This window comes from Spirosoma panaciterrae DSM 21099 (assembly GCF_000374025.1).
GTDB classification, from domain to species: Bacteria; Bacteroidota; Bacteroidia; order Cytophagales; family Spirosomataceae; genus Spirosoma; species Spirosoma panaciterrae.
The window spans coordinates 168,440-183,971 of the sequence record NZ_KB893184.1 but is presented as its reverse complement, the minus strand read 5'-3'; the positions used below and the strand labels follow the sequence as shown (position 1 = coordinate 183,971).

Annotated in this window: 9 protein-coding genes and 5 tRNA genes; 4 read left to right on the top strand and 10 right to left on the bottom strand. The window is 45.9% G+C overall.

The window, feature by feature from the left end; all coding sequences use genetic code 11:
* Positions 1-38 precede the first annotated feature (38 nt).
* Together B153_RS35250 and B153_RS0114925 are read left to right on the top strand one after the other, a co-directional pair.
* Complete coding sequence (locus B153_RS35250; RefSeq protein ID WP_020597532.1) at positions 39-1,937, top strand: glycoside hydrolase family 97 protein; 1,899 nt, start codon at positions 39-41, stop codon at positions 1,935-1,937.
* A 10-nt stretch (positions 1,938-1,947) separates the two neighbouring features.
* Positions 1,948-3,141, top strand: a complete 1,194-nt coding sequence (locus B153_RS0114925; RefSeq protein WP_020597531.1) for a glycoside hydrolase family 88 protein — start codon at positions 1,948-1,950, stop codon at positions 3,139-3,141.
* A gap of 252 nt (positions 3,142-3,393) precedes the next feature.
* Here B153_RS0114925 and B153_RS0114920 read toward each other — a convergent pair.
* From B153_RS0114920 to B153_RS0114905, 5 genes are all read right to left on the bottom strand, one after another.
* Positions 3,394-3,464 (bottom strand) — tRNA-Gln (locus B153_RS0114920).
* 6 nt (positions 3,465-3,470) lie between these two features.
* Positions 3,471-3,544: transfer RNA gene (locus B153_RS0114915), tRNA-Trp, on the bottom strand.
* A gap of 5 nt (positions 3,545-3,549) precedes the next feature.
* Positions 3,550-3,620 (bottom strand) — tRNA-Cys (locus tag B153_RS0114910).
* Positions 3,621-3,633: 13 nt separating this feature from the next.
* Positions 3,634-3,715, bottom strand: a tRNA-Tyr gene (locus B153_RS37665).
* A gap of 35 nt (positions 3,716-3,750) precedes the next feature.
* Positions 3,751-3,822: transfer RNA gene (locus B153_RS0114905), tRNA-Pro, on the bottom strand.
* A gap of 302 nt (positions 3,823-4,124) precedes the next feature.
* Here B153_RS0114905 and B153_RS36680 point away from each other — a divergent pair.
* The gene (locus tag B153_RS36680) at positions 4,125-4,355 is read left to right on the top strand and encodes a hypothetical protein (RefSeq protein ID WP_020597530.1); all 231 of its coding nucleotides are present in this window, start codon (positions 4,125-4,127) and stop codon (positions 4,353-4,355) included.
* A gap of 875 nt (positions 4,356-5,230) precedes the next feature.
* The gene (locus B153_RS0114895) at positions 5,231-8,587 is read left to right on the top strand and encodes a tetratricopeptide repeat protein (RefSeq protein WP_169518482.1); all 3,357 of its coding nucleotides are present in this window, start codon (positions 5,231-5,233) and stop codon (positions 8,585-8,587) included.
* A gap of 261 nt (positions 8,588-8,848) precedes the next feature.
* Here B153_RS0114895 and B153_RS0114890 read toward each other — a convergent pair whose 3' ends face one another.
* The 5 genes from B153_RS0114890 to B153_RS0114865 form a co-directional block, all read right to left on the bottom strand.
* The gene (locus B153_RS0114890; protein ID WP_020597528.1) at positions 8,849-10,681 is read right to left on the bottom strand and encodes a helicase HerA domain-containing protein; all 1,833 of its coding nucleotides are present in this window, start codon (positions 10,679-10,681) and stop codon (positions 8,849-8,851) included.
* Positions 10,682-10,693: 12 nt separating this feature from the next.
* A complete protein-coding gene (locus B153_RS0114885; protein WP_020597527.1) occupies positions 10,694-11,827 on the bottom strand; it encodes a glycosyl hydrolase 108 family protein in 1,134 nt (377 codons plus the stop codon).
* 648 nt (positions 11,828-12,475) lie between these two features.
* On the bottom strand, positions 12,476-13,369 hold the full coding sequence (locus B153_RS0114875; RefSeq protein ID WP_157634705.1) for a DUF4407 domain-containing protein: 894 nt from the start codon (positions 13,367-13,369) through the stop codon (positions 12,476-12,478).
* A gap of 84 nt (positions 13,370-13,453) precedes the next feature.
* Positions 13,454-14,056, bottom strand: a complete 603-nt coding sequence (locus B153_RS0114870; RefSeq protein ID WP_020597524.1) for a hypothetical protein — start codon at positions 14,054-14,056, stop codon at positions 13,454-13,456.
* 82 nt (positions 14,057-14,138) lie between these two features.
* On the bottom strand, positions 14,139-15,422 hold the full coding sequence (locus tag B153_RS0114865; RefSeq protein ID WP_020597523.1) for a type IV secretory system conjugative DNA transfer family protein: 1,284 nt from the start codon (positions 15,420-15,422) through the stop codon (positions 14,139-14,141).
* Positions 15,423-15,532: the final 110 nt, after the last annotated feature.

The following is a 15,532-nucleotide window of genomic DNA, read 5'->3' as shown; positions in this document are numbered from 1 at the left end:
AATGATCCTAAAAATCCGTATTCTATTTTTCTATACGTATGAAAAGTTTTTATCCGCTGATGTTCTGCCTTTTACTGGCTCAAACCGGGCGTAGCCAACCGACGGAACACAGCCTTCAATCGCCCGATGGCAAACTGGAAATTGTGTTTACGCAAAAGGAAGTGAGCCCCGGTAAACGGCAGATGACCTACCGCGTCGATTACCAGAAAAAGCCGGTCATTCTCGAATCGGGCCTGGGCGTTCAGATCGACAATCATGTGTTCGAACATGCGATGGCCCATAAGGTCACCACGCCACCGGGTACACTGGGCGTAAACTGGTGCGACAATCTGATTATCAAAAATGTAGTCCGGACGTCAAAAGACACCACCTGGAAACCCGTTTACGGCGAACGCAGCCAGATTCGGGATCACTACAACCAGCTCGATATTCAGCTTCAGAAAGAAGACAGTCCCGACTACGAACTGCACGTAAGTTTCCGGGCCTATGATTCGGGGATCGCCTTTCGGTATTTCTTCCCCGAACACCCCAAAGGGCTGTATTACCGGGTTATGGCCGAAAACAGCGAGTTTACGCTACCTGCCGAAACAAAAGCCTGGTATACCGCCTGGGCGCAGGGAGCGTATCAGAAACTACCGCTGGCCGACTGGTCCGAAACCTCAGAGCGCCCACTGACGCTTGCCTTACCGAACGGCCTCTACGCCAGTCTGGCCGAAGCCGGGCTGACCGACTATGCCCTGACGAAGTTTAAGCTTTCGCCCGGCAAACCGAATACCATGATCACGTCGATGTACGAGAGTGCCGATCTGATGTCGGATGTGGGAACGCCCTGGCGGGTGGTGATGGTAGCCGAACGACCCGGTAAACTGCTCGAAAACAACGACATCCTGTTGAATCTGAATCCACCCGCAACCGTCGTCAACACCGACTGGATTAAGCCGGGAAAGATGATGCGAGAGGTGACCCTGACCACCGAAGGGGCCATGGCGTGCATCGACTTTGCGGCCGCCCACAACCTGCAATACATCCTGTTCGACTGGAAATGGTACGGCCCTGCCTTTACGTTTCATTCCGATGCCCGGCAGGTTGTTGCCCCCATCGATATGCCGAAGGTCATTGCGTATGGCAGCACAAAAAACGTGGGCGTGATTCTGTACGTGAATTTGCAGGCGCTCTATAAACAGATGGACCAGCTTTTTCCGCTCTACAAAAAATGGGGCGTCAAAGGCGTCAAGTTTGGCTTTGTGGAGGTCGGTTCGCATCGCTGGATGACCTGGCTGACCGAAACCAAGCGCAAGGCACTGGAAAATAACCTGTTGGTCAATATCCACGACGAATACCGGCCAACCGGCACAAGTCGCACCTACCCGAACGTGATGACGCAGGAAGGCATTCGCGGCAACGAAGAGTTCCCGGATGCCACGCACAACACCATTCTCCCCTTTACGCGCTATCTGGCTGGGGCTGGCGATTACACCATCTGCTACTATGACAAACGCCTGAAAAATACCCACGCGCACCAACTGGCCATGAACGTCATTTCGTACAGCCCCCTGCAATCGGTGTTCTGGTACGACAAGCCCGCTCTTTACAACGGTGAACCTGAAATTGAGTTTTTTGAGAAGGTGCCCACCGTCTGGGACGATACCCGGGTGATTCATGATGCCCTTGGCGAATACGTGACCATTGCCCGCCGGAGTGGTGCCGATTGGTTTGTGGGTACGATTACCAACAACGACGGTCGCACGCTGAAACTACCACTGGATTTTTTGCCCAAAGGCAAAAGCTACACGGCGCACATCTATTCCGACGATCCAACTGTTATGACCAAAACGCAGGTACGGGTATCGACCAAAGCGGTTAAAGCCGGTCAGTCGCTGGATATGAGTCTATTACCACGGGGAGGTCAGGCCGTTTGGCTTACTCCTACCAACTAATGAAATGCTTATGAAGATCACCCGAGTGTATATACTGGTAATTCTCCTGCTGGCTTTTGTACCGCAACCAGCCCTAAATGTCACTGCGCAACTGGACTATTGCGTTGGGCAGGCCGCTCGCACGGTCGCTTCCATCCCTGCTACATTACCGAACCTCCCCCGTAACATACTGAATGGCAAAACGACCTGGAATTACATCGGCTACAAAGACTGGACAAGCGGGTTCTGGCCAGGCACCCTGTGGTATCTGTATGAATACACGAAAGATGCCCGATGGAAAGCCAAAGCCGATACGTTTACCCGCGAACTGACTCCATTGGCTTATCAGAAAGCCATCGACCACGACCTCGGCTTTCAAATGTATTGCAGTTTCGGCAATGGCTTACGGCTGACCCATAACCCGGCCTACAAAAAAATCCTGCTGGCTGCGGCCGACACATTAGCCACGCTGTTCAATCCTAAAGTCGGTACAATTCTGTCGTGGCCGCGCCCCGTTCCCAACATGGAATGGCCGCAGCACAACACCATCATGGACAACATGATCAACCTCGAGCTATTGTTCTGGGCGTCGAAGAATGGAGGAGGGAAACGACTTTACGATATGGCCGTTTCGCACGCAACAACAACCATGAACAACCATTTTCGCCCCGATCATACCGCCTATCATGTGGTGGTCTATGACCGCGAAACCGGCAAAAAGATCAAGGGTGTTACGCATCAGGGCTATGCCGACAATTCCATGTGGGCCAGGGGGCAAAGCTGGGCCATTTATGGCTACACAATGACCTACCGCGAAACCAGAGATCCGAAATTTCTGGATTTTGCCCAAAAAGTGTCGGATGTGTATCTGAAGCAGCTACCCGATGATCTGATTCCCTACTGGGATTTCAGCGCGCCAGATATACCCAACGCCCCCAAAGATGCCTCGGCAGCAGCCATAACGGCGTCGGCCCTGCTGGAACTATCGACCCTGGTGCCAGATAAGGCAAAAGCAGCGAAATACCGCACCAAAGCCGAACAAATGTTGGATGCACTGTCGTCGGCAGCGTATCAGAGCCGCACCTTTCTGTTACACAGCACAGGCCACAAACCCAACAACAGCGAGGTCGATGCCTCAATCAACTACGCTGATTATTACTACATCGAAGCCTTGTTACGACTGAAGAAGCTAAAAGCTGGGAAAAACATACTGGCCACATTGTAGGCTGAGGCCATACTTAACTTTACCCTTTCAGTAATCCCAATAAAGCAAACTTGAACAAAGATTAACCGTGTTGAAATGAAAACCCGCTTAAACAGAGCGTTTACGCGGGTTTTCATCATTTCGTGCTCCCGAAGGGAGATCCTCTCCGCCTAAGATGGCTTACTGAGCAGCGAATTGAGCCGTTAACCACTCCGGCAACTCGCTAAAATGATGCCCTGCCAGGGTTCGAACCTGAGACCTCCTGAGCCATTGTTGGGGTAGATGGAATCGAACCACCGCGATCTGAACCAAAATCAGACGTACTACCACTGTACTATACCCCAATGTTGCACACCGGGAAGGCCTCGAACCTCCAACCTGCGGTTTTGGAGACCGCTGCTCTACCTGCTTGAGCTACCGATGCGTATGAGGTCCGTCCCGGATTCGAACCGAGGGTGGAAGTTTTGCAGACTTCTGCCTTACCGCTTGGCCAACGGACCTTATAAAATATAGTTGGCGCTGAGGGATTCGAACCCACTCACCCGGAGGAACAGATTTACAGTCTGCTGCAACTCTCCCGCGTTGCCGAGCGCCAGTTTAAAACCCCCAAAATTGGGGGAATTAGAATTGTAGAGTAGGCCAGATTCGAACTGACGACCCCTTGGTCCCAAACCAAGTATGCTACCGCTGCACCACTACTCTGGAAATGAAAAAGCCCCTACCGGTATTAGATCGATAGGGGCTTTCTATAGAAAAAGTCGTTGAACTTACTCAATAGCCATACCCCTAGCGTGCCAATACTGACAGCTACTTGGTTGGGGTTGATATTGCGTCATTGCGTTCATGATGCAAAGGTAAGGCAAAAGCTTTCAAATAGGCAATACCATTAGGGCAATAAATTAATTAACGATTTCTCTTCGGGGCTGATCTATGATAGAATAATCTGTCTTGTCATTACCATTGAGCCTTTTTCAGAGTTGGCAAATCAACTACTCAACTCTCCTATGAACTACGCTGTTCGACTCCCAATTGATCTCTTCCTGCTGCTTTCGCTGACTCATTACAAAGAGCCGTCCGTTACACCCCCTAATAATACTACGCCAACCCGTGACGATAACATGGCACTGGGTAATCCCGATGAAGCCAAAGCATCCGAATCTAGCCCCAACGCTTATCTAATTACTCGCTCTACATATTCGCTTTCTTACAACAACTTTACAGGTATAACCAACTGATGTAGCTGGCATCTGTGAGCGGCCTGGAAAGGATCAGCCTTGCGCTATACTGGTAACTTCATTTCTGAACAAAGTTTACCTGCCACCTTCTTTCAGGCCATACACAGTGATTACACCAATACAGGCTTCAATAGTGATCGTCTCTCTTTAGGCTTAGTGGTTTGCCCAACCCCACTTATCGACGTAAAACCACTTGTAAGCAGCTCTCACCAATGCCTGCAAGACCAAAAGCAAATCGTTGCAGAACGGCAAAAAATAAAGTAGTTATTACTGTTTAAACGCTGGAAAAATTATATTTTTAAGCGAAGTACCTTTAAATTTTTCTTTTCGCTTTTCACACGCATCTGTCACTATCAGTTGACGACATATACACTGAACACCAATGGATTTATGAGCCTCAACATCAACGAATCGGTACGAAGCAAGTGAAAGCCCGAGAGCAACAGTGGATATAGGCGGGTGGATTCTGCTGATAAAGAGGTTATGATGAGTACCCAATAACGAAATGGCAGAATTTTCACTATTGATTTGCAGGAGGTTAATCTAAAATAGTCGATCCGAGAGGCTTGCACCTATGCCCAAAGCTAGGTTCGACTCGAGGACATCCAGAAGCCTCTCAAATAGGCTGTTTTTATGTTAGTAGAGTAATTTATTAAAATTAGTTTGAGCCCTTATTACGTTGGAAAACCCCAATGTAATAACATGAAAAAACTATAATCTACATCATGCTGAATCGCTACAATCTGGTTGTTCAAACCTTCATTCTTTTTCTCTTAACCATCCCTGTTTTCGCTCAGCCCCTCACCAACAATCGGGGTAAAGAGACTACAACTCCTCCCGATTTCGGGGGAAAGAGTACAGCCTATGGTGTCGTAGTGGGAATTTCAAAATACCAGTTCCAGCGTAATCTTGAGTTTGCATCTCGGGACGCCCTAATTTTTGCGGATTATCTTGTTCGTTACGGTGGCGTACCTGAGTCTCAGGTTGTGACGCTCACTAACGAACAAGCTACTCTTATCAACTTGGCCGACGAACTGACAAAAGTCAAAAAAAAGGTGAATCGAGGTGATCGAGTGTATGTCTATTTTGCTGGTCATGGCGATATCGAAACCCGGAATGATAGTACCGAAAATGCAATGCTGTTGCTCTACGGGGCTTCTCGTCAGGATTACAATGCCACCTTCGATAAGTGTTACTTGAGGGATATGAAACACTGGCTCGACTCGCTAAGACAAGCCGGGGCCCAAGTAGTGTTTATGGCCGATGCCTGTCGGTCAGGGGCGTTTACGCTAATTGGTGGACAAGAGGGCCGAAGTAAACTGATGAACGGACTAATTGAGCAATGGGAAGGGCAGATCAAAATACTCTCCTGTGAACCGGGTGAACTGTCCATTGAAGGAAAAGAATTTGGTAACGGACGGGGGCTGTTTTCCTACTGTCTGGTCGATGGACTGATAGGTATGGCCGATGGTATGGGTAATGCCAAAAAGGATAACGTGATCACCAAGTTAGAACTGGAATTATACTTAAAAACAGTTGTGCCCGAAAAAGCTAAACCACATATTCAAAACCCAGTAATTCTTGGTGGAAAAGGCAATGAGCCCATCGGAACGTTCAATCCTGACTCACTTAGGGTTTATCAACAGCACCAAACCCGCGACTATTCCCTGCTGACATCTACGCAAACCAAAGGCTTTGAAGCTGATCTGCTTCGTGGTCAGGATTCGACTAACCGGCGCCTATTTGGGCTTTTTGAACAGGCTATTAGCAACCAAAAACTACTTTATCCTACTGGCCGGTCAGCCCTGGATTACCTACGGCAAATACCTGATAATCTCAACAACGAAAACCTACGGGGTCTAATGAAGCGGAATCTCGTGGCAGCTTTGCAAGTTCGCACTGAAAGTTTGCTACGTCCGCTGTTGGAGAAGGTTAGAGAGGAATTTAAAACGTCAATACCAATCGCCCAACTCGACTCTGCCATCGCTGAAATGGACACGTCCATCGCTTTGCTAGGGGAAGGACACAATCTCATTCAGTACCTCACTGCTCGACGACTGTTTCTGGAAGGGAAACGGTTATTAACGACTAAGCGGGAACGTTACGAATTGAACGATACACTGAGTCGGATAGCCATGACCCGCTTCCGTGAGTCCATCCGATTAGAGCCAAACATGCCTTATACGTATTGGGAAATGGGTGTTGTCAATACAATACTGGGCCAGATGGATTCGTCGATGGTTTACTTCCAAAAATGCCTGGAGTTAATTCCTAATAGTAGTTCACTATGGAAATTGCTTGGCACTGATTATAAAAATCGGAAGCAACTACAAAAAGCCCTGACTTATTATGAGCGTGCTCATCAAATTTCCCCTGATGACTTAAGTATACAGGCTGATTTGGCCGAAATTTTTCATCTATTAGGTGACGAAAAGCAGGTAGCGTTTTATCGAAAAAAAGCGTTGACCGAATATCAACGGCAAAGTGGCGGAAAGGCCAAGCGAGAAACAATCCTGGATTTGATCGAACTACTCGAAAGTACCAAGCAGTATAGTAAAGCGATTAATCTATTACAAGCCCTGCTTAAAGCTGATTCGACCGATGCAGAAGTGTATTTTGGGCTTTTTTCCGTTTTTTATGCTCAAGAGAAATCAAATGAAAGTATAACCGCAATTGAGAAGTTCATTCATTTCTATCCAACATTTGGGCTAGCTCATTTATTTCGGAGTTTTTTATACTACCAGCGCTATCAACAATCAAATCAACCAGCCGATTTGCGTCAGGCGAATGAGAGTGCTGAAGAATGTCTTCGATTGAGTCCAGGAAATTATGTAGGCTCGCCTATACAGTACTTAAGCTTTGTTATACGATGTGTATTTGAGATGGAGCACCAAAACTTCCGGGCTGCTTTACCGTTTGCACAACGAGCCGTTCAGGCTAACCCATCATCTAGTGATCTACACCTCATATTGGGAAAAATAAGTTATAGATTAGGTGACACTACACAGGCATGGCTCAGTTTTACTCGGGCCGATTCGTTAGGTGCTGACAAAGCGACTACGTATGGCTGGTACGGACAACTCTACGAAGTTCGCAAAAACTATGAAGAAGCGGAGAAATATTACCGAAAGGCCGACGCAATACAGCCGAACAATCCAGTAATTTTGGGTGCGTTGATGCGAAGTTTATGGAATCAACAGAAAAACGTTGACGAAACGCTATCGCTCTGTCTACGTCTTCAAAAACTTAAGCATACTGATGAAGATGCTTGGTTTGTGGCCGGGCATCTCTATTATAGGCAGAAAAGATATGATGAAGCCCAATTTGCTTTTTCCGAAGCATTCTGGCTGAATCCTAAACGTACCGAAACGCTGAAAATGATTGATGAAATTGCCATTCTTACCGGACAATTTAAACCTGCCGCCGAAGCCTACCGCCGGGCATCCGACCTAGACAGTACCAATTCTATTTATCCGAACCAGGCTGGCTGGTTGTACTTACAAATCGGTCTGCCCGATATGGCTTTTAACATGTATAGCCGAGTGGTCGCTATTGATACCATTGCTTATCCAGTTGCGGCTCAGCGCACCGCCCAAGTGAATGATCGACTGGCTGTAGCCTATTCGATATTGGGAGACATTTCGATGCGCCGGAATGATTACCATCAAAGTATCCATTGGGCTGCCAAGGCAATCTCAACTATGCCTGATAGCAAGTTCAACGACGTTAACCTGTTTAAAATAGGGTGGGCCTACAACCAACTGAATCAACCAGCCAAAGCGATATCACCTCTCCAGGAGGCAATTCGGTTGAACCCAGAGAATATTGATCACCGTACTCTATTGGCGACATCTTTGACTAGATCTGGAAATGCTGTTGCCGGTGAAGCTGAAGCCAAAATAGTATTGCAGAAAGATTCGACTAATATATTCGCCACTCAGACATTAGCAGTTGCCGTCATGCGGCAGGGTCGATACGTCGAGGCATGGAAGCTGGGAGAACGATTGGAAAAAATATCTCCACCTAACTCCTCGGAAGCTTCCTATTTCTTTTCCAGATGGTTTGCCCGACAAGGCAAACCAAAAGAGGCACTGCTCCAATTGGAGAAATCGTTTAAATTAAGCCCTTGTACTGATACCATTGTCATACTGACCAATCCCGATTTTGACTCAATCAAACAGGACGCCGGATTTTTGAGCTTGATTCGAACTTACTGCCCAGACAAGAAATAAAGCCATGCCTCAAACCAATTTTACCAGTCGCCCTGTTACTTTATCATGATGCAACTCAACAGTGGTAATTGGGCATTGTAGCAATAAGAAAAACACATGGTTAGACAGATTAAAGAGCCTATTCAAAGATCATAAACGAAACTTCCCGAAAGATTTACCTTTCGGGAAGTGAGCTGACAAATCGCCTTCTTACTCGATTAATCTACACATTTATACTCCAAATTGTGCGTGTCGATTTGGGCAACATAGGATATACCTGCGTTAAGATTCAACAAGTCGTATACGAGTTTGAATAGGCGGTTGATCGTCGCCCAGTTTCACAAAACATTCTCCAATAGCAAGCAGACTAAAATTTGTCTCCGATGATAATCCCATCGCTTTGGCCATTAGCTCCCCATCTTTACCCAATAAATTATGGCAAACTTTGATCGATGTATTAGCCAGAACACTTGGTAAAAGTTTTGTACCAGGCATTTGATCCGTCAGAATAATACTACACCCTTTTGATCGAGCTTCAGCTAATGCTCGTTCAAGCGTCTGCCCAATTAGTGCGTCAATGGTTAGAATATCGTCGGAAAGGGCCGTTTGAGCAGCAACCAGGTGAGCTTCTTCAAAAACAAAAAGATGAGATAATTCTGCTTTTTCAGGTCCAGCCAGTAAACACTCAAGATTTAACAAGGCAAATATGACCAATAGTAATTGCAGATTACTTTTAGAAAGACCATTCAGGCCAATACACCATTTTTCGTTGAGCAACCGATCGATCGACGTCCCTGATGCAGTGTTGTCAAAATGTTGTAAAAAAGACGTATCAAATCCGTTAATTCTGGAAGCAATAGCGTCGGCTATTTCATTTCTTGACTGACTCAATCCACCATACTTACCAAAAATACGCCGGATAATGTCGGCCGAATTCTCTTCCCAGAAATTCAATAAATCCCGATTGATATAGGAAAAAACCCGACGATCACCCTCTAATAACTCCATTAATTCATGGCCTGTACAATTCAGAAGTCGTAAGCGTTGACCTCGTATATCAACCGGCCAGTCTGGAACATCCAGCCGATGCAGCAGCAAATAACAATAGTATTCCTCTAAAAATATCTTAATGTAACCAGGCAGTAGAATACCACTCCCCCCAAAACCTCCGATTGATAGTATAACTGCTAACGAATCCAGGTAGGCAGAAAGCCTGATATTAGCCGGGGGAATGAACAGATTGACATTTAACTCCTTTAAACAGAATGGATTTTGACCAGGTGAGAGGTAGCGAACTCGATTGTTGAGTGCCCAGTTTTTATACTCTCCTTTAACATCAGCAATCAGCACTGATTCTACCCTTACATTTTGTAAGGTTTGGCTTAAAATAGTCTTTAATGTCGTCGATTTCCCCGAACCTGGTAACCCGGCCAATAATAGCCCTCTTGTTAGCTTTGCCGGGTTATTCCTGAGGTAGTCTATAACGGACAATGGCTCTGGTTTCAGTTGCGGCATAAAGGTATCTGAATAGACAGGTACCCGCATAATAAAAGGCAGTTCTGAAAATCCAATTTCGCAAAAATAGGCAGCCGCATTTCTCGGATTATAGGGTACAGCCTTTGCATGTATCCACTGGCCAATACGCGAAATGATTGTTTCGTTATCAGACCATAAGCAAACATAGACGGCCGCATCTCTAAGCCCTGTTATGGGTTCAGCTTTGGCAAACAAACTTATTCTGACAGAAAAATCAGTAGGCACAAGTGCCATCAATGATTCAAGAGGAAAATCTAACAACTGGTGAATAGGGCGACCGAATTGCTCAGAGTCAAGCCCATTTCGTCGAAAGCGACCATGCAACGCCCACCCCGGCTGACTTGTATTGATCGGCCGAGAGGCATGTGATATGTGTTTTGTCAATACCGTCACTTTGGAAGGAAGTGAAGCCTGAACAGGCAAATGAATATGCCAGAACCAATTACCCGCACGTCGCCCCATAAGTAATGAGCTCCCAGGAACAATAAAATCCTTCAATAAATTGGCGGCAACCAGCATGGACTGCTTAGCCTGGCTTTCGTCGGTAATTTGAAAAAATCGATCAAATTGAAGTTCCATCGTTTTGTGCGTTTAAATACCTCCAGCTGAACTACTCCCACTATTTGCCTGACTGGCCGAACCAGCACTTCCTCCGCTGCTGCTCATGCTCCCATCACTGGCACCCGGTTCGTACCGGCCAGCCCCAATACTTGCTGAACTTTGGTTACTTGCGCTACTATCAATAAGGGTTGAAATTACTGAGGTCCCCGAACTGACCGATGGTACTGATGCCGATAAATCGGATGTGGCTATAGCATGCGTGGCAATACTTGGTGAAGCGGAAGCGGCTGGTTGATTTAGTTTTTCTCCTGAATTTGACTGATCAGCCAGCCAGTTCACATAACGCTGTTGTAACTCTGGCGATATGGTATGGCCAACCGAATGCCCACCAACCTGGTCAATTGCATTTTTTGTCTCCTTACCCCAAATACCATCGGCCTTGATCGATTTGCCGGAGCTGTCGCCTAGCTCTTTATTTACATATTCCTGCAGACTTTTCAGCGTACTCATACCTTGATAGTGAGCCTGTTGTTCTGCATTGAGGGCTTCCTTCGGGAACTCTTGCTCTACACGATTAACAAAACTGTCTTTGTAACTACTAGAGGAACCCTGATAGGCCTCTACGCGTGCATCATGATAAAAGTTATACAGTACGCTCGGATCAACCTTATTCATAGCCGCAACCGTCGCAGGGTTCATTTTACCTGATATAACCCCATCATATAGATTAGCACTAGCCAGATTGGCCTGCAAGTGACTGATTGCTTTCTCATTCCCATTATGGAACGCGGAATCGAACACGGAAGGCGCTATCTTATCGCTCAGGCTATTGCCATCAATTGGGTTCCAGATATCATGAAATGCTATTGTTCTGGCCTGATCCTGAGTGACGGCACGTACATTCTCTGCCGAAATATGCTGCTGAGCGCCGGTAGGGTCGATTGAATGATAATACGGATTGCGTGTACCATCGGCAAAGTGTGGACGATTAAAAAAGACGTCGTTAAGTGTCTTACCGCTAATTCCATAAGCTGTCCCGACATTCTTACCATCGACCCAGTTTCCTTTGTCGTTGCTCAGGTTCTGTACTATATGTTTCCCATCCGCTGTTTCGTAGCCCATTACTACTTTCTGGAAGGCTTCATTGAATTTTTTATTTTCCATAAAAGGTTAATTCAGTAAAGTGAAACCGATGATGAAAGGCGTGTGTACTCGAAAAAAAAGAGGCCAGCCTGGGTTGGGTTAAAAAACCAACCTTTTGTTTTTAGGGCCGTGATTTGCCCATATTCATTCAATACATTTATCTGTATTTCTGTGAAGTGGCCTAAAATCACTTGTACCGATACAGACCGAATCTGCTTAAGAGGGTAAAATTTTTCTCTCACCTTCAGCCCATGCCACGAGCGTTTAATAAAAAAAACGCCTTCGTTGTTGATCGTCAGTTCGATGGGCCAGGGGTTTAGCTTCATTAGAAAGCTTAAAAACCACATCGATGCAATCGAGTTGGGTGTATACGGGCGAGGTCGATAACCAAACAAAAAACTTATACGCTGCCTGAGTCGAGAAAGAAAGCTTTTCCTAACAGGCTTTGGATATGCATCATAAGTATCATAGTCAACCACCTTAGGCTCTCGCCAATAGGCTAGTGGGCGTTCGCATCGAAACCAGTAAACGACCCAATGGAAAGCTACCCGCAATGGGTGATTCAACGGCAACCGCTTTAGTAGTGCCACCCCTACTACGGGTGGCACTACTAACAAAGCAAGCATTATATAAAAACCAGTTTCCATAATTGAGAATGTGAGTAGTTAATTAAACAGACGTTTTCGAGGTGGAAGCCCAGGTTGAGCTGGTGGTCCAGTTAATCCTTCGGTCGGCCTCCTTTGCCCTTTCACGTTCTATCTCAAGGGATGTTTTTTCCAGGCTGGATTTCGCAATCAACACGGTACATTCCATGGCAAAAAATATGAGCGACAGGCAACCAAAAAATAGTAAGGAAAACCACGATTCGGCCACTAGTCCATGAAGCAGGTGGAGCTGAAGCTGAAGGCCATTTTCAGTGACAACTCGCTTACGATTTTCTGCCTTCCGATGATCATAGGAATTTATAAAATCATCTTTCGCCCACTCCGCTCTCTGCACCTCACGCCGAGCAGTGTCTAATTGAACTTCAATCGCTTTTGCGATGTCAGCCCGCCCTGGCCTACCGCTCCCTCGACCCTGTATTTCATCGAAGTAGAGATTCTGAATACTATCGCGCTTGACCTGCTTCTGCGTGACTATTTTAGTCAGTCTTACACGGTCTACGGAATCAGTACGGTCAAAAGCATGATCTACAGAATCCACTTTAGCTTCATACATTTCCCCAAGCTTTCGATGAATGTCGTTTTCATAAATGATGAGGTCTGCTCCTATTGCGCCCACTACCGCAATGGCCATGGCCAATAACAAGCGGACAAATTTCATCCACGCCGAAGCTTTAGGGGCCATAAGCGTCAATCGATCAATCAGGTATACCAGAAGGCTACAAATGATTCCCGTTGCAATCGAAAGCCCAATGGGCTTTCGAAGCGTTGTGTGAGCGAGGAAAAATCCGTTCCAGAACCACAATAGAACAGGAATGAGTAACGCAATTCCCATGCGTGTAATCTGGTTCGTTACGTCGAATGGTTTTTTACGAATCAGGGCGAAGTTTTCGCCAATCAAAAAGCAGGATAACCGTACCATAGTTGTCTTGGATTATTCTCCATCCTATTCAGAATAGAGGTCAGATTTTCGTGATAGATAATGTCAATGTCCACCATTTTCACTTAGGCGCTTATCAACGTCATACCGGTTCCAGCCAGCCCGATAACCAGCCGTATAGATATCCCTGATCATCATAAATTCAGAATCCGGGTCCGTTACAGGCAACAGGGTCATCTTGTCCTGTTCTTCCCAGTATTTATGTTCTTCCTCCAAATTCTTTAGCTCTAACTCAAGCTTTGCCTTCTTGCCTAACAGGAGAGGATCGGCATCGGCAATCTCCAATTGCTTTTGCAGGATCTTTATTTTGAGAACCTGCTTTGTGGCTTTAACAGCCTGTTTAAACTGAGCAGCTGTCTCACTGACCTCACTAATACATCCGTCATTTGAGTGCATTACATACCCATCATTATTACCCTTTTCACTATGTGGAAGCTTGCCAAATTGGTGAACGGGTAAAATGTCCGATGTAGATTTTGCAGTCACCAAGACAGGTTGTGATTGCGGCTGATTCTGTGGTTGTGGATCAGGCATAACCACAGAATTAGTTGCCGATACAGCTGGACTGGTTTTGTTTGGCTCTAACCAATTGATCGCCTGGCGACCAATGCCCAGTAAGGGAGCGAAATATGAAAGTGCTTTAAACATATAATAGACCAGGCAGTTAGTGTTGCCTTCAAGGATATAGGGTGCTGGTAATCGGCAAATAATTCGGGGATAAAAAAAATAGTTAAATTTTTTCGGGTGTGTTCTGGTAGAATGGGTTTGGGTCGGCCAAACCGGTAAACAGAGCGTCTGTCAGGTAATTTAGTTTTTGACAAATCACTGACTTACCATCCATTACCAATAGCTGTTCATTGGCCGACATTGACTCAAGTATAGTGGCAGGAACCCCCGTAATCTCTTCGATAGCTTTGGCAATCCGATAATTATTCACACCATACAATTGCAGGGTACAGTTATTAACGATGGTTTCCCAATTGGCATAAAATGCTTTTAGGAGCGACAGATCCTGCCAAAACGTATGCGTGATTACGCCGAAACCTCTGAATAGCGTAATCATGGTACTGAGATAAGGAAATGACTTGAGTGCAGCACATTCATCGATTAGGAACAGCGTCTTTATTTGTGGGTTCTGTTGCCGAGAAGCAATCACATGCATGAGAGCACCTATCCAGGTTCGGATGAGGGCGCTATGACTTTCCAGATAAGAAGGTGGAATTTGAAGGTAAATAGTAATAGGCTTTTCACCTTTCTGCAATGCCCTTATGTCAAATGAAGATCGGTCGGTTGCGCGTAAGATTTTTTCACTATTGAGAATTTTAAATGCAGCCTGTGCAGTGGCCAAAATACCCGAACGCGTGTTCTCGGTAGTTTGTATAAATGTAGATAGGCTCTGATAAGCCATCAGGGGTAATTCATTCCCTTTTATATCTAATAATAGCGCCAGCGAATACACTATATCTTCCGCAAAGAGATAGTTCATTAAGAATCGCAGGTTTCGAGTTTCTGCTGGCTCTGCGAGCGTAACTGCAAATAAAGCGGCCAATAAATCCTTAGCCGCAGTCAACCAGAATTCGCCTTCTCGTATACTGATTGACTGTAGTGCAGTGAGTTCTGCCAGAAATTGTCCCAAAACGTCAGTACTCGTTTCGAAAGCCAGAATATCTAATGGATTAAACGAGTCCGTCTCAGTATCAAAAGGGGCCAAGCGATAAACTGGCCCTAGTTGACGGCGCGTACGAGCTGTTGTATGAAACAATTCTCTCTTTATATCCAGAACGATAACGGTACCTCCATACGTCAACAGGATTGGAGCAGCTGTATTAACATGTTTACCGGCTCCCGTTTTAGCAATTGTCATCATATGGCTATTGCCATCATGACAAATTAATCCATTTTCGTTCTCGATTTGTGCTGGTAGTTTTTTGTCTCCAAAAGGGCTGTTTCCATCTACATTTCGCCCTGATTTCCAGCCTAGTATTAACTTTTTAAAAGTTGGCGTGCTTTCCATTTTTCAATAATTATTCAGTATGTTTGACATGATTCGGGCGAGGCTTTATTTGCTCGACATCCCAGAGGTATAGGGGCCAGATTTTACCTGAATAATCCACGCTGAAAAAA

What these genes read in the sequence shown, in the direction of transcription:
- B153_RS35250 (WP_020597532.1), top strand. Translation starts at nt 39, where the DNA reads ATGAAAAGTTTTTATCCGCTGATGTTCTGCCTTTTACTGGCTCAAACC.
- B153_RS0114925 (WP_020597531.1), top strand. Translation starts at nt 1,948, where the DNA reads ATGAAGATCACCCGAGTGTATATACTGGTAATTCTCCTGCTGGCTTTT.
- B153_RS36680 (WP_020597530.1), top strand. Translation starts at nt 4,125, where the DNA reads ATGAACTACGCTGTTCGACTCCCAATTGATCTCTTCCTGCTGCTTTCG.
- B153_RS0114890 (WP_020597528.1), bottom strand. Translation starts at nt 10,681, where the DNA reads ATGGAACTTCAATTTGATCGATTTTTTCAAATTACCGACGAAAGCCAG.
- B153_RS0114885 (WP_020597527.1), bottom strand. Translation starts at nt 11,827, where the DNA reads ATGGAAAATAAAAAATTCAATGAAGCCTTCCAGAAAGTAGTAATGGGC.
- B153_RS0114870 (WP_020597524.1), bottom strand. Translation starts at nt 14,056, where the DNA reads ATGTTTAAAGCACTTTCATATTTCGCTCCCTTACTGGGCATTGGTCGC.
- B153_RS0114865 (WP_020597523.1), bottom strand. Translation starts at nt 15,422, where the DNA reads ATGGAAAGCACGCCAACTTTTAAAAAGTTAATACTAGGCTGGAAATCA.